This window comes from Actinosynnema sp. NPDC020468, assembly GCF_040642015.1.
Classification (GTDB): domain Bacteria; phylum Actinomycetota; class Actinomycetes; order Mycobacteriales; family Pseudonocardiaceae; genus Actinosynnema.
Genome location: NZ_JBFAEO010000059.1, coordinates 1 through 26,175 on the forward strand (window position 1 = coordinate 1; position 26,175 = coordinate 26,175).

At 71.2% G+C, this 26,175-nt stretch carries 24 protein-coding genes; 9 read left to right on the forward strand and 15 right to left on the reverse strand.

Annotated features, from left to right (window positions below):
- The 6 genes from AB0G50_RS31075 to AB0G50_RS31100 all read right to left on the reverse strand — a co-directional run.
- On the reverse strand, positions 1 to 602 hold a 602-nt coding region (locus AB0G50_RS31075), incomplete at its 3' end, for a N,N-dimethylformamidase beta subunit family domain-containing protein (RefSeq protein WP_360115783.1).
- A gap of 270 nt (positions 603 to 872) precedes the next feature.
- The gene (locus tag AB0G50_RS31080) at positions 873 to 1,988 is read right to left on the reverse strand and encodes a DegT/DnrJ/EryC1/StrS family aminotransferase (protein ID WP_360115786.1); all 1,116 of its coding nucleotides are present in this window, start codon (positions 1,986 to 1,988) and stop codon (positions 873 to 875) included.
- Positions 1,988 to 2,986: an NAD-dependent epimerase/dehydratase family protein gene (locus tag AB0G50_RS31085; protein ID WP_360115789.1), complete on the reverse strand. Its 999-nt coding sequence runs from the start codon at positions 2,984 to 2,986 to the stop codon at positions 1,988 to 1,990. The genes AB0G50_RS31080 and AB0G50_RS31085 overlap by 1 nt, the downstream gene beginning before the upstream one ends.
- Positions 2,983 to 3,585: a dTDP-4-dehydrorhamnose 3,5-epimerase gene (gene rfbC / locus AB0G50_RS31090; protein ID WP_360115792.1), complete on the reverse strand. Its 603-nt coding sequence runs from the start codon at positions 3,583 to 3,585 to the stop codon at positions 2,983 to 2,985. The genes AB0G50_RS31085 and rfbC overlap by 4 nt, the downstream gene beginning before the upstream one ends.
- The gene (locus tag AB0G50_RS31095) at positions 3,582 to 4,646 is read right to left on the reverse strand and encodes a Gfo/Idh/MocA family oxidoreductase (protein WP_360115795.1); all 1,065 of its coding nucleotides are present in this window, start codon (positions 4,644 to 4,646) and stop codon (positions 3,582 to 3,584) included. Before AB0G50_RS31095 ends, rfbC begins: the two co-directional genes overlap by 4 nt.
- 13 nt (positions 4,647 to 4,659) lie before the next feature.
- Positions 4,660 to 6,078, reverse strand: a complete 1,419-nt coding sequence (locus tag AB0G50_RS31100; RefSeq protein WP_360115797.1) for a sugar transferase — start codon at positions 6,076 to 6,078, stop codon at positions 4,660 to 4,662.
- A gap of 642 nt (positions 6,079 to 6,720) precedes the next feature.
- Between AB0G50_RS31100 and AB0G50_RS31105 the strand changes: the two genes are divergently transcribed.
- On the forward strand, positions 6,721 to 7,242 hold the full coding sequence (locus AB0G50_RS31105) for a hypothetical protein (RefSeq protein ID WP_360115800.1): 522 nt from the start codon (positions 6,721 to 6,723) through the stop codon (positions 7,240 to 7,242).
- Between the two features lie 19 nt (positions 7,243 to 7,261).
- Here the strand turns inward: AB0G50_RS31105 and AB0G50_RS31110 are convergent, their stop codons facing one another.
- On the reverse strand, positions 7,262 to 7,483 hold the full coding sequence (locus tag AB0G50_RS31110; protein WP_360115803.1) for an RNA-binding S4 domain-containing protein: 222 nt from the start codon (positions 7,481 to 7,483) through the stop codon (positions 7,262 to 7,264).
- 118 nt (positions 7,484 to 7,601) lie between these two features.
- Here AB0G50_RS31110 and AB0G50_RS31115 point away from each other — a divergent pair, with 118 nt between their 5' ends.
- Entirely contained in the window at positions 7,602 to 8,324 is a 723-nt protein-coding gene (locus tag AB0G50_RS31115) for a DUF742 domain-containing protein (protein ID WP_360115806.1), read from the forward strand.
- Here the strand turns inward: AB0G50_RS31115 and mug are convergent.
- The 3 genes from mug to AB0G50_RS31130 all read right to left on the reverse strand — a co-directional run bounded on the left by mug (position 8,301) and on the right by AB0G50_RS31130 (position 10,511).
- Complete coding sequence (mug, locus tag AB0G50_RS31120; RefSeq protein ID WP_360115809.1) at positions 8,301 to 8,810, reverse strand: G/U mismatch-specific DNA glycosylase; 510 nt, start codon at positions 8,808 to 8,810, stop codon at positions 8,301 to 8,303. The genes AB0G50_RS31115 and mug overlap by 24 nt on opposite strands.
- Positions 8,807 to 9,376 (reverse strand): copper resistance CopC family protein, encoded by a 570-nt coding sequence (locus tag AB0G50_RS31125; protein ID WP_360115812.1) that lies wholly within the window; start codon positions 9,374 to 9,376, stop codon positions 8,807 to 8,809. The genes mug and AB0G50_RS31125 overlap by 4 nt, the downstream gene beginning before the upstream one ends.
- Positions 9,377 to 9,899: 523 nt before the next feature.
- Entirely contained in the window at positions 9,900 to 10,511 is a 612-nt protein-coding gene (locus AB0G50_RS31130; protein ID WP_360115815.1) for a hypothetical protein, read from the reverse strand.
- Between the two features lie 140 nt (positions 10,512 to 10,651).
- Between AB0G50_RS31130 and AB0G50_RS31135 the strand changes: the two genes are divergently transcribed.
- The 5 genes from AB0G50_RS31135 (at position 10,652) to AB0G50_RS31155 (ending at position 17,842) form a co-directional block, all read left to right on the forward strand.
- The gene (locus tag AB0G50_RS31135) at positions 10,652 to 11,380 is read left to right on the forward strand and encodes a response regulator transcription factor (RefSeq protein ID WP_360115817.1); all 729 of its coding nucleotides are present in this window, start codon (positions 10,652 to 10,654) and stop codon (positions 11,378 to 11,380) included.
- The gene (locus AB0G50_RS31140; protein WP_360115820.1) at positions 11,358 to 12,824 is read left to right on the forward strand and encodes a HAMP domain-containing sensor histidine kinase; all 1,467 of its coding nucleotides are present in this window, start codon (positions 11,358 to 11,360) and stop codon (positions 12,822 to 12,824) included. Before AB0G50_RS31135 ends, AB0G50_RS31140 begins: the two co-directional genes overlap by 23 nt.
- Positions 12,825 to 12,969: 145 nt before the next feature.
- A complete protein-coding gene (locus AB0G50_RS31145) occupies positions 12,970 to 14,769 on the forward strand; it encodes a glycosyltransferase family 39 protein (RefSeq protein ID WP_360115823.1) in 1,800 nt (599 codons plus the stop codon).
- 38 nt (positions 14,770 to 14,807) lie between these two features.
- On the forward strand, positions 14,808 to 16,022 hold the full coding sequence (locus tag AB0G50_RS31150) for a bifunctional glycosyltransferase family 2/GtrA family protein (RefSeq protein WP_360115826.1): 1,215 nt from the start codon (positions 14,808 to 14,810) through the stop codon (positions 16,020 to 16,022).
- Positions 16,022 to 17,842 (forward strand): glycosyltransferase family 39 protein, encoded by a 1,821-nt coding sequence (locus AB0G50_RS31155; RefSeq protein WP_360115829.1) that lies wholly within the window; start codon positions 16,022 to 16,024, stop codon positions 17,840 to 17,842. The genes AB0G50_RS31150 and AB0G50_RS31155 overlap by 1 nt, the downstream gene beginning before the upstream one ends.
- On the opposite strand, the gene AB0G50_RS31160 is transcribed toward AB0G50_RS31155, so the two are convergent.
- The 3 genes from AB0G50_RS31160 to aspS form a co-directional block, all read right to left on the reverse strand.
- Positions 17,839 to 18,672, reverse strand: coding sequence for an SGNH/GDSL hydrolase family protein (locus AB0G50_RS31160; protein WP_360115832.1), 834 nt, complete (start codon positions 18,670 to 18,672; stop codon positions 17,839 to 17,841). The genes AB0G50_RS31155 and AB0G50_RS31160 overlap by 4 nt on opposite strands.
- A gap of 51 nt (positions 18,673 to 18,723) precedes the next feature.
- A complete protein-coding gene (locus tag AB0G50_RS31165) occupies positions 18,724 to 19,629 on the reverse strand; it encodes a hypothetical protein (RefSeq protein WP_360115835.1) in 906 nt (301 codons plus the stop codon).
- A 790-nt stretch (positions 19,630 to 20,419) separates the two neighbouring features.
- The gene (gene aspS, locus AB0G50_RS31170; protein WP_360115838.1) at positions 20,420 to 22,189 is read right to left on the reverse strand and encodes an aspartate--tRNA ligase; all 1,770 of its coding nucleotides are present in this window, start codon (positions 22,187 to 22,189) and stop codon (positions 20,420 to 20,422) included.
- 198 nt (positions 22,190 to 22,387) lie between these two features.
- Here aspS and AB0G50_RS31175 point away from each other — a divergent pair, with 198 nt between their 5' ends.
- The gene (locus tag AB0G50_RS31175; protein ID WP_360115841.1) at positions 22,388 to 23,071 is read left to right on the forward strand and encodes a peptidylprolyl isomerase; all 684 of its coding nucleotides are present in this window, start codon (positions 22,388 to 22,390) and stop codon (positions 23,069 to 23,071) included.
- 104 nt (positions 23,072 to 23,175) lie between these two features.
- Here AB0G50_RS31175 and AB0G50_RS31180 read toward each other — a convergent pair whose 3' ends face one another.
- Entirely contained in the window at positions 23,176 to 24,363 is a 1,188-nt protein-coding gene (locus AB0G50_RS31180) for a S8 family peptidase (RefSeq protein ID WP_360115844.1), read from the reverse strand.
- A gap of 219 nt (positions 24,364 to 24,582) precedes the next feature.
- Between AB0G50_RS31180 and AB0G50_RS31185 the strand changes: the two genes are divergently transcribed.
- Positions 24,583 to 25,044 (forward strand): GNAT family N-acetyltransferase, encoded by a 462-nt coding sequence (locus AB0G50_RS31185; RefSeq protein ID WP_360115847.1) that lies wholly within the window; start codon positions 24,583 to 24,585, stop codon positions 25,042 to 25,044.
- Here the strand turns inward: AB0G50_RS31185 and AB0G50_RS31190 are convergent.
- Positions 25,023 to 26,150, reverse strand: a complete 1,128-nt coding sequence (locus AB0G50_RS31190; RefSeq protein WP_360115850.1) for a S8 family peptidase — start codon at positions 26,148 to 26,150, stop codon at positions 25,023 to 25,025. The genes AB0G50_RS31185 and AB0G50_RS31190 overlap by 22 nt on opposite strands.
- Between the last annotated feature and the right edge of the window lie 25 nt (positions 26,151 to 26,175).

Below are 26,175 nucleotides of genomic sequence, written 5' to 3' on the forward strand. Positions count from 1 at the left end.
TGACCCGGACCGTCACCGAAGTACAGGCTGTTGCCCCCGTACCGGTTGTAGGCCTCCCACGTCGCGTCCGAGGTCTGGAACAGCACCTTGGAGTGACTGGAGTCGTCGCGGACCACGAAGGCGATTTCGTTCTGCAACCCGTTGTCGTTACGGGTGAGCCGGGCGTAGTAGAGACCGGACACCGCGTCGGACGGCACGTTCCACGTCACCGACACGGCCCAGTTGCCGCAGTCGATCAGCGCGGTCGGGCCGTCGCGCAGGCAGGCGGGCTGGTTCTGCGCGGTGTTGCGGGACACCGAGCCGATCTGCCGGGCGCCGACGCCGTTGTACCAACCGAGCCGGAAGATGTCGATCGTGTACGAGGAGGCGTTGGTCAGCATCTTGAACGCGACCTGACCGCCGGGGGTGGAGCTGATGTCCGTGGTGTAACCCAGGATCGAGTCGTCACGGGACTGGACCTGCCAGTCCGGCGTGCCCGCCTTGGTGTTCTCGCACGCGACCTTGTTCACCACGGGGGTGTCGCACGGGGCGGCCTGGGCCACCGACGCGCTGAGCACCACCAGCGGGGTGACGGTGCCTGCCACGAGCAAGACCGCGGACACGGTCCTGATGAGACGTCTTACCGGCGACGCCATCGACCACTCAACTCCTCGAACGCACTCCGTAGTGCGGCCGTCACTACTCCCCGTAGCGCAACCATGTTTAGTCCAATGGTCGCCTTTCACAGTCAAGCTGTTATCCCACAAAGCATCTCGATTGGGTGACAACGCGAAGGCGGTAACCGAAGTTACTCTCAGTAGTCACCTGTGGACACGCAAAGACCCGGCGGCCGGGCCCTGCCCCCGGCCGCCGGGTTCCTTCGCGACCGCTGCCTAGGCGGTGGCGGCGGCCAACGCGGCCACCACCTCGTCCTGCTCCTCGTCGGACAGGCCGACGAAGTGGGGCAGGAGGATGTGGTCGCGCGCGACGCGCTCGGTCACCGGAAGCGAAGGTGTCTTGTCGCCCGCGTGGTACACGGGTTCGAGGTGGCAGGCGGTGATCCGCCGGGTGGCGACACCCCGCTCCGCCATCGCGTTCATGACGTCGATGCGCTCGTGGTCCTTGAGGCGCACCAGGTAGGACTGGTAGACGTGCCCGAAGCCCTCCGGCTCGTACGGGAGGATCAGGGACTCGTTGTCCCGCAACAGCTCGTCGTACCGGGCGGCCAGGGCGCGGCGGGTCTTGACCACGTGGTCCAGCTTCGGCAGCTGCACCACGCCGACCGCGGCCTGGATGTCGGTCATCTTGTAGTTGAAGCCGACCTCGTCGTAGCTCTCGGCGATGACGGCGGTCGTGGTGTGCCGCGCCAGCGTGGAGATCGAGGCGGCGTGCGCGCGCAGCGCCCGCAGCTTCTTGGCGATCTCGTCGCTGTCGGTCGTGACGACGCCGCCCTCACCGGTGGTGAGGATCTTGCGGGCGTCGAAGGAGAACACCGTGATGTCGCTGATCGTGCCGAGCCGCACGCCGTCGATCGTGGCGCCGTACGCGGGCGCGGCGTCCTCGACCAGGGCCAGGCCGTGCTTGTCCGCGATGGCGCGCAACGCCTTCAGGTCGGCCGGGAGGCCGATCTGGCTCGCGGGCATGATGGCCTTGGTGCGCGGCGTGATCAGCTGCTCGACGTGCGCCGGGTCGATGTTGTAGGTGCGCTCGTCGATCTCGGCGAACACCGGCGTCGCGCCGGTGTAGGCGATCGAGTTCGGCGTGGCGATGAACGTGAACGACGGGCAGATGACCTCGTCGCCCGCGCCGATGCCCAGCGCGGCCAGCGCGAGGTGCAGACCGGTGGTCGCGCTGTTCACACTGATCGCGTGCTTCGCGCCGACCTGCTCGGCCACCAGCTCCTCGAACTTCGCCGCGCGCGGGCCGACCGACAGCCAGCCCGAGAGCACGGCCGCCGCGGCGGCGTCCGCCTCCTCCTGGCCGACGTACAGCCTGGTGATCGGGATCATCACTTCGCTCCGCTCGTCACGAGGTTCGGGTTGCCCTTCGCGGTCTCCACCCGCCACCAGTCGACCAGCTCGCGCAGGCCGTCCTGGAGGGACACCGTCGAGGAGAAGCCGAGCTTCTCGCGCGCGGCCTCGGTGCTCGCGAGCCGGCGCGGCACCGCGTTCACCTTGCGCTCCGGGCCGTGCTCGGGCCGCAGGTCGGGGCGACCCATGACCTCCAGCAGCGCGTCGGCGAGCTGCGCGAGGCTGGTCTCCTCGCCGGAGGCCACGTTGAACACCTCGTCGGTGACGTCGCTCTTGGCCGCGAGGATGTTGGCCCGCGCGATGTCGGTGATGTAGACGAAGTCCATCGTGGACGAACCGTCGCCGAGGATCAGCGGCGGCGTGCCCGCGGAGATGCGCTCCATCCAGCGCACCAGGACCTCGGTGTAGACGCCGAAGACGTCCATCCGGGGGCCGTAGACGTTGAAGTAGCGCAGCGCCACGTAGTCCAGGCCGTACATCTCGTGGAAGCTGCGCAGCAGGCCCTCGTTGTAGACCTTGGCCGCGCCGTAGAGCGTGCGGTTGCCGTAGGAGTGGTGGTTCTCCTCGGTCGGGAACAGCTCGGCCAGGCCGTAGATCGACGCGCTGGACGCGGCGACGACCTTGGTCACCTTCGCCTCGACGGCCGCCTCCAGCACGTTGAACGTGCCGGTCGCGAGCACGTCGTGCGCGAGCCTCGGCTCCTCGGCGCACTGGGTGATCCGGATCGCGCCCTGGTGGAACACCAGGTCGACACCGTCCACGGTGGACTTCACCAGGTCGACGTCGCGCAGGTCGCCCTCGACGAACTTGATCTTGCCGGCCTCGACCGGCACGGCCAGGTTCTCCAGTCGACCGCGCACCAGGTTGTCCAGCACGACGATCTCGGAGACACCCTCGGCCAGCAGCTGGTCGGCGATGTGCGAGCCGACGAGGCCGGCGCCGCCGGTGATCAGGACACGTGCGTCACGCAGGTTCACGCTTGAACTCCGTAGTGGAAAGCGGGGTTGGTCAGGTAGGTCGCGAGGCTCGGGTTGGCGCTGTCCTTCGCCGACAGGGTCGGGTTCTCGACCGGCCACGGCACGCCGACCTCCGGGTCGTTCCACGCCAGCAGCCCCTCGGCGGCCGGGTTGTGGAACCCGGTGGTCTTGTACTGCACCTCGGCGACGTCGGTGAGCACCGCGAAGCCGTGCGCGAACTCGGGCCCGATCAGCAGCTGGGTCCGGTTGGTCGCCGACAGCTCGACGCCGAACCACCTGCCGAACGTCGGCGAACCGACGCGGATGTCCACGACCACGTCCCAGATCGCGCCGACGGTGCAGCGCACCAGGCGGTGCTGCGGCGCCAGCCCGTTCTGGAAGTGGAAGCCGCGCAGCACCCCCTTCGAGGACCGGGAGTGGTTGTCCTGCACGAAGTCCAGGTGCAGGCCGTGCTGCTCCCAGCGACGCTTGCTGTAGGACTCGAAGAAGAAGCCGCGCTCGTCCTCGAACCACTCGGGCTGCACGACGAACACGCCTTCGAGCTCGGTCGGCGTGACCGTCATGTCCATGCCCTGCTTGGGGGCCGCTACCCCGGTCATGCAACCGCCTCTTCCCACTCGGCCGGACGACGGACGTCCCGCACGGAAACGAACTCGCCGCCACCGGCGAGGCTTGCCGACGCCGCCTCCAGGATCGAGAGCACGCGCAGGCCGGACCAGCCGTCGGTCAGCGGCGGGCGCTTCTCGGTGATGGAGGCCGCGAACTCCGCCATGACACCGCGCAGCGCCTCCTTCTCGGGCAGCGCGGGCGCGACGGTGTCGCCGCGGCGGTAGGAGATGATCGCCTGGGTGCGGGCCTCGTCGGTCTCGATGAGGTCCGCGCCGCGGTCGTGCACCGAGATCCGCTGGACGACGTTCAGGTCGTCCCACACGATCGTGCGCCGCGAGCCGCCCACGATCATGGTGCGGATCTTGGTGGGCGAGAGCCAGTTCACGTGCACGTGCGCCAGCACGCCGCCGGTGAGCTCGAGCGTCAGGTGCCCGATGCACGCCCGGCCGGCCCCGATCGGGTCCGAGCCGTGCGCGGACACCCGCTCCACCCGGACGCCGTCCGGCAGGATCGCGTCGAAGATCGACAGGTCGTGGGGCGCGAGGTCCCACAGCACGTCGACGTCCGGCTGCACGAGGCCGAGGTTGACCCGCACCGAGTCCAGGTACTGCACGGTGCCGATCTCACCGCCGCGCACCAGCGTGCGCAGGTGCTGCACGGTCGGCGTGTACACGAAGGTGTGGTCGAGCATGAGGGTCAACCCCCGGCGCTCCGCCTCCTCCACGAGCGCGAGCCCGTCGGCGAAGTTGGCCGCGAGCGGCTTCTCCACCAGCACGTGCTTGCCCGCCCGCAGCGCGGCGAGCGCGACCGGGAGGTGGGTGGCGGCGGGCGTCGCGATCGCGATCGCGTCGACCGCGGGGTCCGCGAGCACCTCGTCCAGCGAGCCCGACACCCGGACCGTGGAGTAGTCGCCGAGCACACGGCGGGCGCGCTCGGTGTCCAGGTCGCACAGGTAGCGCAGCTTGAGCCCCGGGGTCGCCTGGGCGTTGCGCACCAGGTTCGGTCCCCAGTAGCCGGCGCCGACGACGGCGATGCCGATCGGCTGGTCCATACCGTTCTCCATGTCAGTAGGCCCCCTGACCGCCGAAGACGGCCCTGAAGGTCTTCCACAAGATCAACGCGTCCAGGGCGAGCGACCAGTCCTCCACGTAGCGCAGGTCGAGCCGGACGGATTCCTCCCACGACAGGTCACTGCGGCCGGAAACCTGCCACAACCCGGTGAGACCGGGCTTGACCAGCAGCCGACGACGCATGTCGGGGCCGTACTTGGCGCTCTCCTCGGGCAGCGGCGGCCGAGGACCGACCAGGGACATCGACCCGGTCAGCACGTTGAGCAGCTGCGGCAGCTCGTCCATCGAGTAGCGCCGCAGGAAGCGGCCGACCGGGGTCACCCGGGGGTCGCGCTTCATCTTGAACAGCACGCCGGCGCCCTCGTTGACCTCTTCGAGCTGCGCGCGCAGCTTGTCGGCGTCGGTCACCATCGTGCGGAACTTGAAGATCGTGAACAGCCGACCGTCCTTGCCGACCCGGCGCTGGGTGTAGAGCACCGGCCCGCGGGTGTCGACCAGGATGGCGACCGCGCAGGTCAGCAGCACCGGCGCGAGCAGCGTGAGCAGCAGCAGCGAGCCGATCCGGTCGACGGTGGCCTTGATCATCCGGCGGAAGCCGGTGAAGGACGGCTCGGACACGCGCAGCAGCGGCATGCCCAGCACACCGGTCACGTGCAGCCGGGGCCCGGCGAAGTCCATCAGCGCCGGCGCGACGACCATCTCGGTGCCGGTGCCCTCGAGCTCCCAGGCCAGTTGCTGGAGGCGGCGCGGGGTCCAGTACGCGTCGGGCGTGACCGCGACGATGCGGTAACCACCACGGCGGACCTGCTCGGCGAGTTCGCCGAACCGGCCGACGACCGGGATCCCGTCGAGTTCGACGCCGATCTCCGCGCGGCCGTCCACAGTGCACACCGCGTCGACCCGCCACCCGAGGTGCGGTGCGCGGCGGGTGCGCCCGATGAGGTCCTTGACCGTGTCGACGTTGCCGGCGGCGAGCACCGGCAGCAGGCAGCGGCCCTCGCCGCGGGCCCGGTGCAGCGGGCGGCGCAGCAGGTAGCGGACCGGGAAGACGAGGAGGGCGATCGCCGGACCCACGGCGAACACCCACAGGCGGGCGCCGGGCAGTCCGGCCGCCAGCGCGCCCAGGCCGAGGACGACGACAGAGCTGAACAGGCCTCGGCCGAGCCTGCGGAACTCTTCCGCGCCCTGGCCCAACACCGAGGTGTTCCAGACGCGGTGGACGTAGAGGGATCCGACGACCACGGCGACCGTCACGGCTTCCAGTGCCAGCAGCGGCAGCGGGCCGAACGTCGCGTGGTTCGCGGACAGCAGGAAGCCCGCCAGCACGACGACTGCGATGGTGCACAGGACGTCGGCGGCGATGACTCCATAGCGGTAGGCGGGTTCCCACCCGTTGACCGTGGGGTGGGTCATGCGGTTCGTGGTCGTGGTCGCCCCCACGACGGGTCTCCGTCGCGTGGGTTGGACCTGCTCGCTCATCGTGGTGCTCCCCCGGTTCTGCCGGTTCGGACGTGCACGTTCGCAGGGCATCCCCGACGGACCCGCGTGTGTGGTCTGACAAATGTGCGCCGGGAGATTTCTCACCTCGGCAAACCGTGATTCGTCACGCCAAGGGCAGGCGTTACACACACGGTGAGCGGGACTGTCGGTCGATTCCTCCGTAGTACGGCCATCAGCACCCAGAAGGTTCACCGGGTGACTTCGCGTCACCGTCGATGACTTGCGAAAAAGCGCCCGGAAAGGCCACTCCGGACAGTCCACTGTGGTGACTTCGGGGTCCGTCCACGCCTGTGGACCACACCCATCGGTGCTGGACGGCGGAACGTTACACCCGGTTTTCGACTCCAGTCGAAATAAGGCACGCGGGCGTCCGAAAAGGGCACTGCGCCCCTAACCGGGGCAGCCGCCGGTAGCGGCCGGCGACCGCCCATTCACAGAACGCACGCGACTATTCGGCGCAACCGGTCGGGCACTTCGGGTCACCCCCGGACGAAATGTGCGGGCACGCAGGTCGGGCAACAGGTGACCCACTTCACTTCGACGCACAATGGACCCGTGACGGTCGTGACTGTGGTCGGCGCAACGCTCGGTGCGCTCCTCGGCGCAACGGCGTTGGGCGCCGGGCTGTACCCGCGCGGCGCGCGGGGCTTCGGACTGGCTGTGGTGGACGCCACGTGGAGCCTGCCGAACACGCTCGCCGGTCTGGTGCTGCTGGCGTGGGCGCTGGCCCGCGGCAACCGGGTGGACCGGGCGTTCAGCGCGCGCCGAGGGGTGCTCGGGTTGCGCGACGGCGTGCTGCCCGGGTTCGCCACGACGGTGGGTCCGGTGCAGGCGGGCGTGGGGCTCGGGGTGGACGACCACGAGGCCGTGCACGTGCGCCAGGCCCGCCTGTTCGGACCGCTGTACCTGCCGCTGATCGCGGTCAACTGGGTGATCGCGACGGTGCTGCCGTACTGGCTGCTCTACCACGACCGGGAGGCCGCGCCGATCGACGGCGTCGGCGCGTACTTCCGGTACGGGGTCTACCCGCACACGTGGCACGAGGAGTGGGCCTACCGCGAATGTTCTTCGCGTTAACCGGCCGAAGTGGACGGTGCTAGCGGTTCGCCCGCAGCCGCACCTTCTCGCCGGCCACCGCGACCACGTCGCCGTCGTGCAGCTGCGCGCCGCGCCGGGACTCCGGCCGGCCGTTGACCGTCACCTCGTCCGCCTCGACCAGCTCGCGCGCGTGGGCGCCGTGCTCGGCCAACCCGGCCAGCTTCAGGAACTGGCCCAACCTGATCATGTCGTCGGTGATCTCGACCTCGCGGATGCGCACCCGGACATCATCCGGCAGGAGCAACCGAACCGCACAATTCGTGCCGGGTAACCAGGATTGCACAAGGTCGAAACACTCCCGACACGAGAGCGACCGGGTTCCGGCTACCTTCCGACGGGTGAGCACAGCCAACTCCGACCGGGAGTTGACTGGCGGCGATGGGCGCAAGCGCCGCCGGTCCCTGCGTGGCGAGGTCGGCGCGACGGGCGCCAGGTTCGGCTCCTCCGGCCTGCGCAGGCAACTCGAGGGCGACCCGCCGGCGGGCGAGCACGCCGAGGAACCGCCACCGCCCCGAAGACGGCGGCGGTCGCTGCGCGGCGAGGTGGGCGCGACCGGCGCGCGGTTCGGCTCCGCCGCGCTGCGCAAGCACCTCGACTCCGAGGACGCCGACCGCACCGACAACACCGACCACGCCGTCGAGCCGATCGCGCCACCGGTGCCGGCTCCTCTTCCTCCACCACCCCCTGCCGTGGAGGAAGAGGAGTTCCCCGAGGAGGTCGCGCGCGGTTCCCTCGTACGGCCGTACGCGTGGACCGGCGGACGGACCACCGCGGGCTACGACCTCCGGCTGGAAACGCTGGTGTCGTTGGAGGAGAACGGGATCGCGACCGCGATGCGGGACACGAGCACCGAGCAGCGCGCGGTCGTGGAGGTGTGCGCGGTGACCAGGTCGGTGGCCGAGGTGTCGGCGCTGATGGCGGTGCCGCTGGGGGTGGCGAGGGTGTTGCTGAGCGACCTGATCTCGATGGGCGTGGTGGCGGCGCACGACAACGCGGCGGCGTCGGGCGGCCCGGACCTGCTGTTGCTGGAACGGGTGTTACGCGGGCTGCGCGAGTTGTGAGCGCAGCTCGGCGAACACATCCGCCAGGTCCTGGAGTCGGTAGTGCGCGTTGAGCCCACTGGGGTTCGGCAGCACCCACAACCCCGACCCGGCGATCCGCTCCGGCTGCGGGCCGATCGTGGCGTGCCGGCGGTCGAAGGCGGTGCGGTACGCGGTGATCCCGACGACCGCGACGACCCGCGGCCGGTACTCCTCGGCCTTCGCGGCGAGGTTCCGGCCGCCTCGGCGCAGTTCCGCGGCGGTCAGCTCGTCGGCCTTGGCGGTGGCGCGGTCGACCAGGTTGGTGATGCCCAGGCGCAGTTCGAGCAGCCGGTCCTGGTCGGCGGGCGCGAACCGGGTCGGCGTGAACCCGGACAGGTGCAGCGCGGGCCAGAACCTGTTGCCCGGCCGGGCGAAGTGCTGCCCGCGCGCCTCCGAGAGCAGCCCCGGGTTGATGCCGCAGAACAGCACGTCGAGGTCGGGCGCGAGGACGTCGGGCAAGCTCATCCGCGCCGGGACCCGCGCCGCAGGCCGATCGCCAGTCCGACGCCGAGCACCACGGCGGCGGCGACGATCCACACCCACGCCGGCACGCCGTCGTCCTCGTAGCGGACGTCGGACGGGGTGTTGCCCACCGAGCCGGCGATCGCGGTCGTCGTGGTGGTCGGGGTCGGCGCGACGGTCGTGGTGGCGCTGGTGGTGCTCGCGGCCGGGGCGTCGAGGGTGAACGCGAACGTGCCGTCCACGAAGTCGCCGTCGAGCGCCTGGACCTTCCAGGTCACCTTCTGCTCGCCGGACCCGGCGACCCCGGTCACCGGCACGGTGAGGGTCGCGTCGGTGGCGGTCGGCGTCCCGGTGCGCCACGCGACGCCGTCCGGCCCGGTGATCGTCACGACCGCGCTGTCGGCGGGGATCGGCTCGGTGAAGGTCAGCGTGAGCCGGGCGGGCACCGCGGTCAGCGTCGCGCCGGAGGCCGGGTCGCTCGCGGTCAACTCGGTGTGCGCGGACGCGACGGGCGCGATCACGAGCACGGCGAGTGCGGCCAGCAGTGCCGAGCACACGAGTCGGATCATGCGCCCTTTCTACCGCTTCGCCGGTTTCCGGTCACGGCGACCCGGCGCGGATCACGACGAAGTCCGGGCAACGGCAGGTCACCGACGACCGCCGGACTGCTGCCCTCCGGTCGCGGCGAAGACCAGGTGATCGACGACAGCCGGCACCCGGTCACGACGAAGGCCGGGTGATCGACGACAGCCGGCACCCGGTCACGACGAAGGCCGGGTGATCGACATCTGACCGGCGCGGACGACGCCGGCCACGCCGGGAGCACCGACCACTGCCCGCCGGCCGCGGCGAAGGCCGCGTGCCCGGCACCGGACAGCGCCTGATCGCGGCGAAGGCCGGGCGGCCGACAACCGACCGGTCCGGCCGACACCGGCGAGCCGAACCACCGCGTACGCCACCGCACGCGGTGAAGTCGACTGATCGACCGCCGCCCACCGACACCCGCGTCCGCTCCATCACCCACCCGATCACCCACCCGGCGCCGAACGCGGCGGAGGCCGGCGGGTGCTCCGCCGGCCTCCGCCTCGCCGACTACGTGGTCGGCGGTTGGCCGTTGCCACCCGGCGGTTGCTGACCGTTCTGGCCGTTGCCGGGCGGGAGTTGGCCCTGTTGACCGTTCTGGCCCTGACCGCGCTGGCCGTTGCCGCCCGGGAACTGGCCTCGGCCGCCGGCCGTGCCCTCCGTGATGGCGTCCGCCGTGGCGTCGGTGGCGATCAACGTCACCGTGTCGCCCTTGGCGATGGTGCTCAGCTCGCTCTGGCCCTGGTTGACCTTCGTGTCGGCGTCGATCGTGTAGGTCTTGCTGTAGCCGTCGGTGCTCTTCACCGTGATCGAGGAGGAGCTGACCTCGGTGACCTCGCCGACCTGGAACTCGCCGTGCTTCGTGTCGCCGAACGGGCTGCCCACGGCGCCGGGGAAGCCCATGCCGTCCCTGCCGTAGCCGCCGCGGCCGGGACCGCCCATTCCCTGCTGGGCCGCGTCGGAATTGCCCGCGGCGTAGATGACACCACCGCCGACGGCGGCGATGCCCACTGCGATCGCGACCGCGGCGATGGTCTTGCGGCCGGACCAGCGGGGTCCGGGAGCCTCCGCCTGCGGCGGCGGCGCCTCACCCCAGGTCGGGTTCTCGGTGTTCTCCGTCATGGGGACCACCGTCCCGGAGAACCCTGTGCGCGAGCTGTGAACCCCTTGGGCGTCCACTGTGCGCGCTGCCCGCCCGCCTCACAGGTGGTACACAGGATCGGCACAGGGAGGCCTCAAGGGCCTGGGACACGATGGAAGGCATGCGTGCGGTGACCTCCCCAGAACTCCGCCGGCCGGACGGTACTCCGGTGCGGGTGCTCGTGGTGGACGACGAGTCCACCCTGGCCGAACTGATGTCCATGGCGTTGCGGATGGAGCGCTGGGAGGTGCGCACGGCGCTCGACGGCACCTCGGCCGTGCGGGTGGCGCGCGAGTTCCGGCCCGACGTCGTGGTGCTGGACGTGATGCTGCCGGACTTCGACGGTCTGGAGGTGCTGCGCAGGCTGCGGTCGGACACGCCCGCCCTGCCCGTGCTGTTCCTGACCGCGAAGGACGCCGTCGAGGACCGGATCGCCGGGTTGACCGCGGGCGGCGACGACTACGTGACCAAGCCGTTCAGCCTCGAGGAGGTCGTGCTGCGGCTGCGGGGTCTGTTGCGCCGCACCGGTGTCACCGAGGCCTCCGCCGGCACCGAGCTGGTCGTCGGCGACCTGGTGCTGGACGAGGAGACCCGCGAGGTCTCGCGCGCCGGGCAGGCCATCGACCTGACCGCCACCGAGTTCGAGCTGCTGCGCTTCCTGATGCGCAACCCCAAGCGGGTGCTCAGCAAGGCGCAGATCCTCGACCGGGTGTGGAGCTACGACTTCGGCGGTCAGGCCAACATCGTGGAGCTGTACATCTCGTACCTGCGCAAGAAGATCGACGCCGGGAGAACCCCCATGATCCACACGATGCGGGGCGCGGGCTATGTCCTCAAGCCCACTTCTTAAGCACCCCAGGCGCTGGCCGCTGCGCACCCGGCTGATCGTCGAGCAGGTGGCGCTGCTGGCCGTGATCTGCGCGATCATCGGCGTGGTGACCGGGTTCGCGCTGCGCGAGTTCCTGGTGGGCGAGCTGGACCAGCAGCTCGTCAGCACCGCCGACCGGGTCGACAAGTTCACCCGCCAGGGCGGTCCGCCACCGGGCGGCAACACCAACAACTCCAACCGCCCCCCGCTCGACCGGCCGGGCTTCGGCGTCGGCACGGTGTCCGTGGTGTTCCGCGACAACACCGTGCAGCTGTCGTCGTGGGTGGACGACACGGGCACCGTGCAGGCGGTGCCGGCCGAGCAGCTCGCCACGCTGGCGGCGGTGCCGGCGACCGCACGGGTGCAGACGGTCGACCTCGGCCCGTACGGCACGTACCGGGTGATCGGCTCGACCAACTACGAGGGCGACCTGCTGGTCACCGGGTTGCCGCTGGCCAACGTCGACAACACCGTGCTGCGCATGGGTTTGATCCTCGGCGGCGTGGCGCTGGCCGGGTTGATCGCGGTGAGCCTCGCGGGCGCGTTCATCGTGCGCCGCACGCTGCGCCCGCTGGAACGGGTCGCCGCGACCGCGACCAGGGTGGCGGAACTCCCGCTGCACCAAGGAGAAGTGGCGCTCGCCGAGCGGGTGTCCGAACAGGACTCCAACCCCGACACCGAGGTCGGCCAGGTCGGCCTCGCGCTCAACCGGATGCTGGGTCACGTGTCCGGCGCGCTGAAGGCGCGGCACGCGTCCGAAACGCGGGTGCGCCAGTTCGTCGCGGACGCCTCGCACGAGCTGCGCACCCCGCTGGCCGCGATCCGCGGCTACGCCGAGTTGACCCGCCGGTCGTCGGACAGCGTGTCGCCGGAGATCGCGCACGCCATGCGGCGCGTCGAGTCCGAGGCGATCCGGATGACCTCGCTGGTGGAGGACCTGCTCCTGCTGGCCCGGCTGGACACCGGCCGACCGCTGGAGCACCGCGAGGTCGACCTCTCGCGGCTGGTCCTGGACACGGTGGGCGACGCCCGCATCGCCGGCCCGTCCCAGGAGTGGAAGCTCGACCTGCCACCGGAACCGGTGGTCGTGCCGGGTGACTCCGACCGCCTGCACCAGGTCCTCGCCAACCTGCTCACCAACGCCCGCGTGCACACCCCGCCGGGCACCGTCGTGACGACCTCGCTGTCGACCACGCCCACCTCGGTGGTGCTGGCGGTGGCCGACAACGGCCCCGGCATCCCCGCGGAACTCCAGCCGGACGTGTTCGAGCGCTTCTCCCGCGGCGACTCGTCCCGCTCCCGCGCCGCCGGCTCCACCGGCCTCGGCCTGTCCATCGTCGCCGCCGTGGTCTCCGCGCACGACGGCGAGGTGCGCCTCGCGAGCACGCCCGGCGACACCCGCTTCACCGTGACCCTCCCCCGCTGACCGCCCCGCACCCGGTCGTACCCGGGTGCGGGGAACCGGCGCGTCCGACCGGCCGACGCACGCGGTCCGACCGGCCGATCCGCGCACAGGTTGCTCACAGGGAGGGCACAAGGGCCGCTCAGCCTCGGCCGCCACGCTCGAAGGCATGCGAGCGCGACTCCCCCTCATCCTCCTCCTGGCCGGCACCGCCGTGCTGTACCTGTGGCGGTTGGGTGACTCCGGCTGGGCCAACGCCTACTACTCGGCCGCCGCACAGGCCGGCGCCGAGAGCTGGAAGGCCTGGTTCTTCGGCGCCACCGACGCCTCGAGCTCGATCACCGTCGACAAGACGCCCGCCGCCACGTGGGTCATGGGGTTGTCCGCACGGCTCTTCGGGGTCAACGCGTGGAGCATCCTCGTGCCCCAGGCCCTCATGGGCGTGGCGAGCGTGGGTTTGCTCTACGCCACCGTGAAGCGCACCTCGGGCCAGGCCGCCGGGCTGATCGCGGGCGCCGTGCTGGCGCTCACCCCGGTGGCGGTGCTGATGTTCCGGTTCAACAACCCTGACGCGCTGCTCGTGCTGCTGCTCGTGGCGGGCGCGTACTGCACGGTCCGCGCCACCGAAACCGCCTCCCTCAGGTGGATCGCGCTCGCCGGCACGGCGGTCGGCTTCGCCTTCCTGGCCAAGATGCTCCAGGCGTTCCTGGTGCTGCCCGCGTTCGGACTGGTCTACCTGCTCGTCGCGCCCACCACGCTCGGCAGGCGGATCGCCCACCTCGGCGCGGCGCTCGGCGCGATGGTCGTGGCCGGCGGCTGGTGGGTGCTGGCCGTCGAACTGGTGCCCGCGAGCGCGCGCCCCTACATCGGTGGCTCGCAGGACAACAGCGTCCTCGAACTCGCGTTGGGCTACAACGGACTCGGTCGGCTCACCGGCGACGAGGTCGGCAGCGTCGGCGGCGGCATGGGCGGCGGCTGGGGCACCACGGGCTGGAGCCGGCTGCTCGGCTCGGAGATGGGCAGTCAGATCGCCTGGCTGTTGCCCACCGCGCTCGTCCTGCTGCTCGCGGGCTGGTGGGCCGCCACGAACCGGGACCGCGTCGGGCTCGGTCTGTGGGGCGGCTGGCTGCTCGTCACCGGCGCCGTGTTCAGCTTCATGAACGGGATCATCCACCCCTACTACACGGTGGCGCTGGCGCCGGCCATCGGCGCGATCATCGGCATCGGCGCGGTCGCCCTGTGGCGCAAGCGGACCGAGCCGATGGCCGCCGCCGCGCTGGCCGGCGCGCTCGCCGTCACCGCGCTCCAGTGCTACCTGCTGCTCCTGGACTGGTCGACCGGCCTCGCCGCCACCGTGTTGGTGCTCGGTCTGCTGGCCGCCGTCGGCCTGTTCCTCTCCACGGTCGCGCCCGCCGCCGTCGTGGTGCCGATCGCGATCACCGCGGCACTGCTCGGCCCCGGCGCGTACTCCGTGGCCACCGCCGCGACACCGCACTCGGGCGCGATCCCGAGCGCGGGCCCGGCGGGCACCGGTCGCGGCCCGGGTGGCATGCCGACCGGAGGCGGCCGCCAGGGCGGCGGGATGGGCGGCGGCATGGGCGGTCTGCTCTCCGCCACCACGCCCGGCGCCGAACTCGTGAAGCTCCTCCAGGGCAACAGCGGCAAGTACGACTGGCCCGCGGCCACCGTCGGCTCCAACAACGCGGCCGGCTACCAGCTCGGCGCGGACGTGCCGGTGATGGCCGTCGGCGGGTTCAACGGCACGGACCCGGCGCCGACGCTGGAGCAGTTCCAGCAGTACGTCGAGGACGGCCGGATCCACTACTTCCTCGGCGGAACCATGACCATGCAGGGCGAATCGGGCAGCGACGCCGCCGCGCGCATCGCCGAGTGGGTCACCACGACCTTCACCGCCACCACGGTCGACGGCGTCACCGTCTACGACCTCACAGCCACGGCACAGCAATGACACACGAGCGACCCAGCCACGCGCCCGAGGGTGATCCCATGACAACCGCGACGCTGACGACGACCACGGTGCTCGACGTTGTGGTCCCCGTGTACAACGAGGAACGCGACCTGGCCCCGTGCGTGCGCAAGTTGCACGCCGACCTCACCCAGACCTTCCCGTACCGCTTCCGGATCACCATCGCGAACAACGCGAGCACCGACGCCACCGCCGCCGTCGCGGACGAACTCACCCGCGAACTGCCGAACGTCTCGGCCGTGCACCTGACCGAGAAGGGCCGCGGCCGCGCGCTGAAGGCCGTGTGGAGCGCGTCGGACGCCGCCGTCCTCGCCTACATGGACGTCGACCTGTCCACCGACCTGGCCGCGCTCGCGCCACTGGTGGCGCCGCTGATCTCGGGTCACTCGGACATCGCCATCGGCAGCAGGCTCGCCCGAGGGGCGCGCGTCGTGCGCGGTCCGAAGCGCGAGTTCATCTCCCGGTGCTACAACCTGATCCTGCGCGGCACCCTGCACGCCCGCTTCACCGACGCGCAGTGCGGTTTCAAGGCGATCCGGGCCGACGTGGCCCGCCGACTGCTGCCGCACGTCGAGGACACCGGCTGGTTCTTCGACACCGAACTGCTCGTGCTGGCCGAACGGGCCGGCGCGCGCATCCACGAGGTGCCGGTGGACTGGGTCGACGACCCGGACAGCCGGGTCGACATCGTGTCCACCGCCGTGGCCGACCTGAAGGGCGTCGTCCGGGTCGCCCGCGGCCTGTTCTCCGGGAGGATCCCCATCGGCGACCTGCGCGCCCAACTGGGCCGACAACCCCTCGAACCCCACGCGCCGGGCGTGCCGGCCGGGCTGCTCAAGCAACTCGTCCGGTTCGGCGCGATCGGCGTCGCCAGCACGTTGGCGTACCTGCTGCTGTTCGTGCTGCTGCGCGGCGGTCTCGGCGCGCAGGGCGCGAACCTGGTGGCACTGCTGGTCACCGCGATCGCGAACACCGCCGCCAACCGCCGCTTCACCTTCGGCGTGCGCGGCCGCGACGGCGCGGGCCGCCACCAGTTCGAGGGCCTGATCGTGTTCGGCCTCGGACTCGCCCTCACCAGCGGTTCCCTGGCCGTGCTGCACTCCTACTCCGACCCCGGCGGCGTGGCCGAGGTGGCCGTCGTCGTCGGCGCCAACCTGCTGGCCACCGTGCTGCGCTTCCTGTTGCTGCGCAACTGGGTCTTCCGTCCCCGTCCGTCCACTTTGGAGACTCCCTGATGACCGCCACCCTGACGGCGGGCGACGCGCCCGCCGACCAGGCCCCGAAACCCGCGCCACGCGGCTGGACCACACCCGCCCTGGTGGTCCTGCTCGTCGGCACCGCGGTCCTGTACCTGTGGGACCTGACCGATTCCGGCTGGGGCAACAGCTATTACGCCGCGGCCACCCAGGCCGGCGCGCAGAGCTGGACCGCGTGGCTGTTCGGCGGCCTCGACGCCGGCGGCGTGATCACCGTCGACAAGCCGCCCGCCGCGCTGTGGGTGAGCGGCCTGTTCGCCCGCGTCTTCGGCTTCTCCAGCTGGACCGTGCTGGCACCGCAGGCGATCGAGGGCGTGCTGGCCGTGTGGTTGTTGTACGCCACGGTGAAGCGCACCTCGGGCGCGGTGGCCGGGCTGCTCGCGGGCCTCGCGCTCGCGCTGACCCCGGTGGCCGTGCTGATGTTCCGGTTCAACCTGCCGGACGCGCTGCTCGTGCTGCTCATGGTCGCCGCCGCCTACTGCACGGTGCGCGCGATCGAGAAGGCCGGCTTCCGGTGGCTCGCGCTCGCGGGCGCCGCGATCGGCTTCGCGTTCCTCACCAAGATGGGCCAGGCGTTCCTGGTGCTGCCCGGCATGGCCGTGGCCTACCTGGTCGCCGCGCCCACGTCGCTGCCGAAGCGGGTGCTGCACCTGCTGGGCGCGGGCGTGTCGGTGGCGGTGTCCGCGGGCTGGTTCATCGCGCTGGTGGAGATCTGGCCGAAGGAGTCCCGGCCCTACATCGGCGGCTCGACCAACGACTCCCTGTGGGAGTTGGCGTTGGGCTACAACGGCCTCGGCCGGATCTTCGGCGGCGGAAACGGCGGCGGTCCCGGCGGCGGGGGCGTGGGCGGCGGCAACATCGGCTTCGGCGGCAGCACGGGCATCGGTCGGCTGTTCGGCGCGAGCATGGGCGCGGAGATCTCCTGGCTGCTGCCCGCCGCGCTCATCGGCCTCGGCGCGGGCCTGTGGTTCTCCCGCCGCGCCAAGCGCACCGACCGCACCCGCGCCGCGCTGCTCCTGTGGGGCCTGTGGGTGATCGTCAACGGGGTCACGTTCAGCTTCATGAGCGGCATCACGCACCCGTACTACACGGTGGCCGCCGCGCCCGGCGTCGCCGCGCTGGTCGCGATCGCGGGCCGCGAACTGTGGCGCGGCCGCAAGCACCTCCCGGTCCGGATCTCGCTCGCGGCGATGGTCGCCGCGTCCGGCTTCTGGGGCTTCTCCCTGCTCAACCGGTACGCGGACTGGCTGCCCGCGCTGCGCTGGACCGTCGTCGCGCTGACCGTGCTGGTCTCGACCGCGATCGTGCTCGGCGTGCGCCGGGTCGCGGCCCTCGCGGTCGCCACGTCGCTGTTCTCGGCCGCCGCGTTCAGCGTCGCGACCGCGGCCACGACGCACTCCGGCTCGATCCCGATGTCCGGCCCGGCGGGCTACTCGACCGACGGCATGGGCGGCGGCTTCCCGGGCGGCGAGGGCACCCAGTCGTCCGAGCTGACCGACCTGCTCAAGCAGACCACCGGCACCTGGGCCGCGGCGACGACCAGCGCGCAGGGCGCGGCGAGCCTGGAACTGGCCTCCGGCAAGGCGGTCATCGGCATCGGCGGCTGGAGCGGCGGCGACCCGGCCCCGACGCTGGAGGAGTTCAAGCAGTACGTCGCCGAGGGCGACATCGGCTACTACGTCGCCGGCGGCGGCATGGGCGGCGGACCCGGCGGCGGCAACAGCGACATCACCGCGTGGGTCGAGGCGAACTTCACCGCCCGGACCGTCGGCGGGCAGACCGTCTACAAGCTGGGCTAGGGAGTCTCGATCGACAGGCGGTGGTCACCGAGATCGGCGGTGGCCACCGCCTCGTCGTCCAGCATCAGCGCGCGCCGGGTTTCCGGCCGGCCGATCCACGCCCGGTAGAAGATCGCGATCGCGTACGGCAGCAGGTCCCGGCTGCGCCGCCACACCCACGGGATCCCCTTGATCAGCAGCCACGCCACGTGGTGCAACGGCGTGATCCGCAACCCGCCCGTGCACACCAGCGACACCGGCTCGGTCACCGCGCACCCCTGGTCGGCGAGCCGGTTCGCGAACGCCAGCGCCAACCGCCGGTGCCCCAACTCCGAGGGGTGCAGCCGGTCGACCGCCCACGTGTCCAATTCGTACGCGCCCTCCATGAGATCCAGGTCCACGCACCCCGCGCCGTGCCGCTTGACCACCGCGTCCACGACCGCGTTCAACTCCTCGATGCGCCCCTTGAGCGCCCGCCGCAACGCGCCGGGCAGCCGGAACACCCGACTGTGGTCGTGGAACCGCACCGTCACCACCGCCGAGCCCGCCGCGACCAGTTCACCCACGATCGCGTCCAGGTCCTCGTGCAGCCGCACGGCGTCGAAATCCGACCGCAGCGTGTCGTTCATCCCGACCAGCACCACCGCGGCGTCCGGCACCTGCGCCAACGCCGCCGGCAACTGCTTGCGCCGGACGTCGGCGACACGAGCGCCGGGAAACGAGGGATTCGTGTACCGGGCACCGGCGAACGCCGCGGCGAGCAACCGCCCGACACCACGCCACCCACCGGACACGGGGTCACCGACCCCCACCGTCGTCGAGTCACCCAGAACCACCAGGCTGCGCACCACGACAACACCATCGCGCAGCGAGTTGACCACCCGGGAACAGCAGGCGGAACGCTACCGGAATGCCGGGTACAGCGGCAGTTCCGCGATCTCCGCCCCGTACCGCGCCACCAGCGCGGCGATCACGGCGTCGGCGTGCGCGGCCTGCTCCTTCGCGCCCAGCGCCAGCGCGTCCGTGCGCAACCTGGTCCACCGGTGCACCAGGACGTGCGTGCGCGGCGGCGAGTCCACCGACCGGTGCCCGGAGGGCAGCGCCTGGTCCAACCCGGGCAGCCCGCGCCACGTGCCGAGCCACACCCACAGCATCTGCGACTCCAACAACCGCGGCAGGAACACCGCGTCGTCGTCCAGGTCCGGCCACACCGACCCGACCTCGGCCCGCCACGCCGCGACCATCGCCTCCGACATCCCCGCCGGCAACCCGTACCCGCACCAGCACGACGGGAACGGCACCCGCAGGCACGCCGCGTCGAACACGATGTCCCGCACGCAGCCGCCCTCGAAGTCGAGGAACCGCACGCCCTTGCTGGTCACGAGGTGGTTGTCCGGGCACGACGTGGAAGGGCTGAACGCCCGCCGCCGCGACGCCACGAAGTTCCGCCAGGCCTGCACCGCGACGTCCAACACCGCCGCGGACGTCTCCACGCCCAACACCTCGTCGAGCAACCGCGGCAACCCGTCCAACGCCTCGTGCAGATCGACCGCGACGGGATCGGCACAACACTGACTGCCCTGCCGCCGCATCAGGGCGTCGAAATCCGCGTCCCGCCCCGCGGTGGTGGCGTGCAACCGCCCCATCGCGTGCGCCCACGCCAACAACCCGCGCTCGGCGGCCCGGGCATCCCGCCCCAACAACTTCTCGGCCAACCGAGGCGCCTTGCCCAGGTCCTCCAACACGACCAACCGCTTGCGGTTGTCCTGCGCCACCAACTCGGGCGTCAACCGATCCTCACCGGGCATCGCGGTGAGCAACTTGTGACTGACCGCCTCGTGCGCGAACGGATCCCGATCGGCGACAGCCGACGGATACCGCTTCACGACCAACGTCCGGGGCAACGAAAACGGCGTCGAAGCCACCCGAACCCGCACGACGACAGACCGGCCGGTCCCCCCGAGGTCCTCGGGATCGGCCAGCCGAACAGCAGCTCCGAACCGCCCACTCAACACGGATTCGGCGGCCCTCACCGCATCCCACAACTCGGAGGGTTCATCGTCGTCGGTGTCCGTTGAGCCGGCGGTGATCTCCACGCTCATCCCCTCCGACCCTACCCCCGCTGGCAGCCGGCCTGACAAAACCCGTGCAGCACCCGTGACGCACCGCAACCAACCACGCCACAACCACCACACTCCGTTCCGAAAGCGGACCACTACACAGAGCCCACCACCAGAACGCCAACACCCGAAGCCCCGATGCCTACCAGTTCCCCCAACCCCAAACCAGGGAAACCCCAGAACATCCCACTCCCCGAGACCCACCACACCAAGCGCAACGGTCGCGCCCGACCAGACCAGGGGCCTCGTGTTCTCCCCGTATGGCCTGGGCGAAGCCCAACCGCATGTGTCAAGGGGGCACATTCAGCGCTACCGCCGGCCAAAGTCACCAACGGCCCCCTTGACGCATGTGGTTGCCTCAGGCAGGCCATACGGGGAGAACACGACGCCCTAACCCCCGGAGGCGCTGCCCGTCCGGCGAGGACGCTCTTCACGCCCTAAACGCGAGCCGCACCCCACACGCGAGCCGCACCCAGCCCTACGCGGGCTTGGGCTTGAAGTCCACCCCGGCTTCCTTGCGCTGCTGAGCACTGATCGGCGCCGGCGCCGAGGTCAACGGGTCGAACCCGTTCCCCGACTTCGGAAACGCGATCACGTCCCGAATCGACTCGTACCCGCCCAACAACATGGTCACCCGGTCCCACCCGAACGCGATGCCACCATGCGGCGGCGCCCCGAACTTGAACGCGTCCAGCAGGAACCCGAACTGCTCCTGGACCTCCTCGGCCCCGAGCCCCATGATCCCGAAGACCTTCTGCTGCACGTCGGCCCGGTGGATACGAATCGACCCACCACCGATCTCGTTGCCGTTCACCACGATGTCGTACGCGTACGCCAGCGCGTTCCCGGGGTCCTGCTCGAACCGCTCGATCCACTCCGCGTTGGGCGAGGTGAACGCGTGGTGCAACGCCGTCCACTGCCCGCTGCCCAGCGCGACGTCGTCGCCGATCTTGTCCACGGCCTCGAACATGGGCGCGTCCACGACCCACACGAACGACCAGGACCCTTCCTCGATCAAGCCGACCCGGGCCGCGATCTCGTTCCGCGCCGCGCCGAGCAACGCCCGAGCCGAGTCCGCGTCACCCGCGCCGAAGAACACGCAGTCACCGGGAGCCGCGCCGACCGCCTTGGCCAACCCCTCGCGCTCGGCCTCGGACAGGTTCTTGGCCACCGGCCCGCCGAGCGTCCCGTCCGCACCCACGAGCACGTAAGCCAACCCGCGCGCCCCGCGCTGCTTGGCCCACTCCTGCCACGCGTCGAGCGTCCGCCGGGGCTGGTCCGCGCCACCGGGCATCACGACCGCGCCCACGTACGGCGCCTGGAACACCCGGAACGGGGTGTCCTTGAAGTACGCCGTCAGCTCCGTCAGCTCCAGCCCGAACCGCAGGTCGGGCTTGTCGCTGCCGTACTTCGCCATCGCCTCGGCGTAGGTCATCCGCCGGATGGGCCCGCCGATGTCGTACCCGGCCAGCTCCTTCCAGAGCCGCCCGAGGATCTTCTCGGCCAGCGCGATGACGTCGTCCTGCTCGACGAAGCTCATCTCGATGTCGAGCTGGGTGAACTCGGGCTGCCGGTCGGCCCGGAAGTCCTCGTCCCGGTAGCAGCGGGCGATCTGGTAGTACCGCTCCAACCCGCCGACCATCAGCAGCTGCTTGAACAGCTGGGGCGACTGCGGCAGCGCGTACCAGGAGCCGGGCCGCAGCCGGGCGGGCACCACGAAGTCCCGCGCGCCCTCGGGCGTCGACCGGGTCAGCGTGGGCGTCTCGACCTCCACGAACCGCTCGCCGGCCAGCACCTCGCGGGCGATCCGGTTGGCCTCGCTGCGCAGCCGCAGCGCCTTGGCCGGACCGCTGCGCCGCAGGTCGAGGTACCGGTGCTTGAGCCGGACCTCCTCGCCGACCTCGAGGTGCTCGTCCAGCTGGAACGGCAGCGCCGCGGACTCGCTCAGCACCTCCAGCGTCGAGGCGTAGACCTCGATGTCACCGGTGGCCAGGTCGGAGTTCTCGCTGCCCTCGGGCCTGCGGGTGACCTCGCCGACGACCTTGACCACGAACTCGGAGCGCAGCCGGTGGGCGCGCTCGGCCATCTCACCCTCGCGGAACACCACCTGGGCGATGCCCGAGGCGTCCCGCAGGTCGATGAAGATGACACCGCCGTGATCGCGCCTGCGGGCGACCCACCCGGTCAGGGTGACGGACTGCCCGACGTGCTCGGCCCGGAGAGACCCGGCCTCGTGCGTGCGCATCACGGGTACTGCACTCCTCGTATACGTGGACGACTGCTGGCGGCCAAGGCTAGCCAACACCCAGGTAGGCCGCGCCACCAGGTTTCCCGCAAGGCCCACCGCGCCCCGCGAGCCACCGCCCGCCGACCACGCGGATCACCCACCACCCACCGCGCGGATCACCCACCACCGACCACGCGGATCACGCCGTACTATCTGCCGGTGTCACGACGTCTGCTCGCGAGTGCGCTCCCGCTGCTGCTGCTCTCCGCCGGGTGCGCCCAGTCGGTGATCGGCTCGCCGGTCGCCGACCCGAACCCCGAGTTCCCACCCGTCGACTGCGAGTACACGAAGGACACCTCGACCGCCGCGGCCAAGCCGGTCGAGCCGCCGGCGGACGGCAAGGTCGAGTCCTACGGCACCCACACGTTCGTCGTGAAGACCAACCAGGGCGAGATGGAGTTCGAACTCGACGCCAAGAGCGCGCCCTGCACCGTGCACAGCTTCAAGTACCTGGTCGAGAAGCAGTACTACCTCGGCACGTCCTGCCACCGACTCACCGTGCAGGCCTTCTACCTGCTGCAATGCGGCGACGCGGGCGCGACGGGGCGCGGCACGCCCGGCTACCAGTACGACGACCCGACCGCGACCAAGACCGGGTTCAGCCGGGCCGTCATCGCGATGGCCAACACCCGCGAGGCGGGCACCAACGGCAGCCAGTTCTTCATCATGCACAAGGACTCGCTGGACATCACGCCGGACTTCCCGGTGTTCGGCACGGTCACCAAGGGCATGTCGGTGATCGACAAGGTGGCCGCGGGCGGGGTGGCCAAGGGCACCGGCAGCTCCGACGGCGAGGGCAGGCCGAGCACGCCGCTGAAGTTCGAGTCGATCTCGGAGAAGTAGGGGCCGCCTCCCCACGAACCGGGGAGGCGGCCCCACGAAGATCACCCGATCACACCCGAGCCCGGCTCACCGGACCCCGGACCAACCGGACCCGGATCACCCGCTCAGAGCGTGGGCGCGAGGTACAGCAACCGGTTGGGCGAGCCCGACCCCGGGTTGGTGACCTTGCTCGGCGTGGCCTGCCCGGTCAGGTAGCTCGCGACCTGGGCCGGCGTCGCCGTCCGGTTGGTGGCCAGGTACCGAGCCGCCGCCCCGACCACGTGCGGCGTGGCCATCGACGTGCCCGAGATCGAGTTGGTCGCCGTGTCGTTGGTGTTCCACGACGAGGTGATCGCCGACCCCGGCGCGAAGATGTCGAGCACCGAGCCGTAGTTCGAGTAGCTGGCCCGCGCGTCGGTCTTGTCCGTGGCGCCGACCGTGATCGCCTCCGTCACCCGGGCGGGCGACGAGGAGGACGCGTTGGTGTTGCTGTTGCCCGCCGCGACCGCGTAGGTCACGCCGGCCGCGATCGACTTGCGGACCGCCGCGTCGATCGTGGAGGACGCGCCACCGCCGAGCGACATGTTCGCCACGGCCGGCTTGACGTGGTTGGTGGTCACCCAGTCGATACCGGACACGACACCCGCGGTGGTGCCGGAGCCGTTGTTGTCGAGCACGCGCACCGCGTAGATCGTCGCGCCCTTGGCCACGCCGTACTGCGAGCCCGCGATGGTGCCCGCGACGTGCGTGCCGTGGCCGTTGCCGTCCTGCGCCACCGAGTCGTTGTCGACGAAGTCGTACCCGTTGCGGGCCCGGCCGCCGAACGTGGAGTGGCTGATCCGCACACCGGTGTCGATGACGTAGGCGTTCACGCCCGAGCCGGTGGAGGTGTAGCTGTAGGCCGAGTCCAGCGGCAGGTTCTTCTGGTCGATCCGGTCGAGACCCCAGGACGGCGGGTTCGACTGGGTCGTGTCGGTGTGGAAGACCTGGTTCTGCTCGACGTACTCGACCGCCGGGTTGGCGGCGAGGCGCTTGGCCGCGGTCTCCGACAGCGACACGGTGAACCCGTTGAGCGCCTTGGAGAAGACCCGGTCCACGCGGCCGCCGTACTGGCCGGCCAGGCCGTCGGCCGACGTCGACGCGCCGTCCTTGAGCTTGACGATGAAGCTGTTCTGCACCTTCTCGGCGGCGTCGGCGGCGCGGATCTCGCCCGTCGCGGCCTGGGCCGGAGCGGCCAACAGGGACGTCGCGGCGGCGGCGATCGCAGCCACCCCGACGCCGGCCAGGAACCGGACCTGTCGTGACTCTCGCATGCGGCATCCGTTCTCGAAGTGGTGAACCGGACGAGCACCCCGAGGAGCTGCAGGGCTCGGGGGTGACGCTCGGCCACCAGACCCTCGCTTACGGTCACCAACCTAGGGAACCGGACCATCCGCCCGGAAGTGTGAAAGATTGCCAGTTATTCCCCAGCGTGAATGAATGCGCTGACCTGCGCTTTCCCGCCACTTGAGCCGAATGGTAGAAGCTCTGCCATGCATCTGGCACCCGTCACGAAGGACAACTACCCCGCCGTCATCGCCCTTGAGGTCCACGAAGACCAGCGTCTCTTCGTCGCCACGAACCTGCGCTCGATCGCCGACGCGTGGGTGCACCGGCCGACGCTCCAGCCGCTCGCGCTGATCAACGGCGCGGACCTGGTCGGCTTCACGCTCCTGGAGCGCACCGAGCCCGACGTGCTGCGCGTCGCGCGGTTCATGGTCGACCGCCGCGCGCAGGGCCGGGGCCTCGGCCGCAAGGGGCTGACCGCGATCGCCGACGTGGCCCGCGCGGAGGGCCGCACCCGACTGGTGCTCGGCGTGCTGCCGGGCAACGCGGTCGCGCGCGGCCTGTACGCCGCGTTCGGGTTCCACGAGACGGGCGAGGTCGCCGAGGGCGAGATCGTGATGAGCCACGACCTCGCCCCCAGCCACGATCACCTGGTGGGCGACCAGTAGAGCAGCCGGCCCCAGCCCAGCGGGGTGGCCTCGCGGACGACCTCGGCCTCCACCTGCGCCGGCGTCGCCCTCGGGTTCGCCTGGAGGTACCGGCTCGCCACGCCCGTGACGAAACCGGTCGCCATCGAGGTGCCGCCCACCGTGTTCGTCGCGGTGTCGCCGGTGTGCCACGCCGAGGTGATGGCCACGCCGGGCGCGTACACGTCGACCCCGGGCCCGTAGTTGGAGTACGACGCGCGCTGGTCGTTCTGGGTCGACGCCCCGGACACCAGTGCCTCGGCGACCCGGGCCGGCGAGACGTTCGCGACCGTGGTGCCGCTGCCGCCCGCGGTGACCGACGCGGTGACGCCGGACGCGATCAGCCGGCGCACCGCGTCGTCCAGCGCGACCGACACGCCGCCGCCCAGGCTGAAGTTGGCGACCGCGGGCTTGACCGCGTTGCGGGTCACCCAGTCCACGCCCGCGATCACGCCCGCGGTCGTGCCGCTGCCCTGGCCGTCGAGCACCCGCACGGCCACCACCTTGGCGCCCTTGGCCACGCCGTAGGTGCGGCCGGCGACCAGGCCCGCGACGTGCGTGCCGTGGCCGTTGTCGTCCTGCGCCACGTCGTCCTTGTCGATCGCGTCCCAGCCGTAGGACGCGCGACCGCCGAACTCGGCGTGCGTGATCCGCACGCCGGTGTCGATCACGTACGCGGTCGTGCCGGCGCCGGTGGTCGTGTAGTCGTAGGTCGTGTTCAGCGGCAGGGCGCGCTGGTCGATCCGGTCCAGTCCCCAGGGCGCGTCCTTCTGGGTGGAGTTCGCGCGCACCACCTGGTCCTGCTCGACGTAGGCGACGGCGGGGTCGGCGGCGAGCCGGCGGGCCTGCCGCGCGGTCAACCGCACCGCGAAACCGCGGTACGACCCGGTGAACGCGCGCGTGACGCGATCGCCGAACCGGGCCGCGACGTCGGTCGGGTTCGCGGTGTCGGCCGGCTTGACCAGGTAGCTGCCGGGCACCGCGGCGGCCGAGCCGGCGTGCAGGACCACTCCTTCGGCGGCCGCGGGTGTGGCGACGACGGCGATCGCGAGGACCGCGGCGAGACCGCCGGGTAAGAGCTTGCGCATGGGGTTTCCTCCGCAGGGCGAGGTG

Bases quoted from the DNA above. Each gene is read 5' to 3' on its own strand.
- AB0G50_RS31155 (WP_360115829.1), top strand. From the start codon at position 16,022: ATGACCGCCACCCTGACGGCGGGCGACGCGCCCGCCGACCAGGCCCCG.
- AB0G50_RS31100 (WP_360115797.1), bottom strand. From the start codon at position 6,078: ATGACCCACCCCACGGTCAACGGGTGGGAACCCGCCTACCGCTATGGA.
- AB0G50_RS31140 (WP_360115820.1), top strand. From the start codon at position 11,358: ATGTCCTCAAGCCCACTTCTTAAGCACCCCAGGCGCTGGCCGCTGCGC.
- rfbC (WP_360115792.1), bottom strand. From the start codon at position 3,585: ATGACCGGGGTAGCGGCCCCCAAGCAGGGCATGGACATGACGGTCACG.
- AB0G50_RS31145 (WP_360115823.1), top strand. From the start codon at position 12,970: ATGCGAGCGCGACTCCCCCTCATCCTCCTCCTGGCCGGCACCGCCGTG.
- AB0G50_RS31130 (WP_360115815.1), bottom strand. From the start codon at position 10,511: ATGACGGAGAACACCGAGAACCCGACCTGGGGTGAGGCGCCGCCGCCG.
- AB0G50_RS31080 (WP_360115786.1), bottom strand. From the start codon at position 1,988: ATGATCCCGATCACCAGGCTGTACGTCGGCCAGGAGGAGGCGGACGCC.
- AB0G50_RS31180 (WP_360115844.1), bottom strand. From the start codon at position 24,363: ATGCGAGAGTCACGACAGGTCCGGTTCCTGGCCGGCGTCGGGGTGGCT.
- AB0G50_RS31150 (WP_360115826.1), top strand. From the start codon at position 14,808: ATGACAACCGCGACGCTGACGACGACCACGGTGCTCGACGTTGTGGTC.
- mug (WP_360115809.1), bottom strand. From the start codon at position 8,810: ATGAGCTTGCCCGACGTCCTCGCGCCCGACCTCGACGTGCTGTTCTGC.
- AB0G50_RS31095 (WP_360115795.1), bottom strand. From the start codon at position 4,646: ATGGACCAGCCGATCGGCATCGCCGTCGTCGGCGCCGGCTACTGGGGA.
- AB0G50_RS31135 (WP_360115817.1), top strand. From the start codon at position 10,652: ATGCGTGCGGTGACCTCCCCAGAACTCCGCCGGCCGGACGGTACTCCG.
- AB0G50_RS31125 (WP_360115812.1), bottom strand. From the start codon at position 9,376: ATGATCCGACTCGTGTGCTCGGCACTGCTGGCCGCACTCGCCGTGCTC.
- AB0G50_RS31190 (WP_360115850.1), bottom strand. From the start codon at position 26,150: ATGCGCAAGCTCTTACCCGGCGGTCTCGCCGCGGTCCTCGCGATCGCC.
- AB0G50_RS31165 (WP_360115835.1), bottom strand. From the start codon at position 19,629: ATGCCCGGTGAGGATCGGTTGACGCCCGAGTTGGTGGCGCAGGACAAC.
- AB0G50_RS31185 (WP_360115847.1), top strand. From the start codon at position 24,583: ATGCATCTGGCACCCGTCACGAAGGACAACTACCCCGCCGTCATCGCC.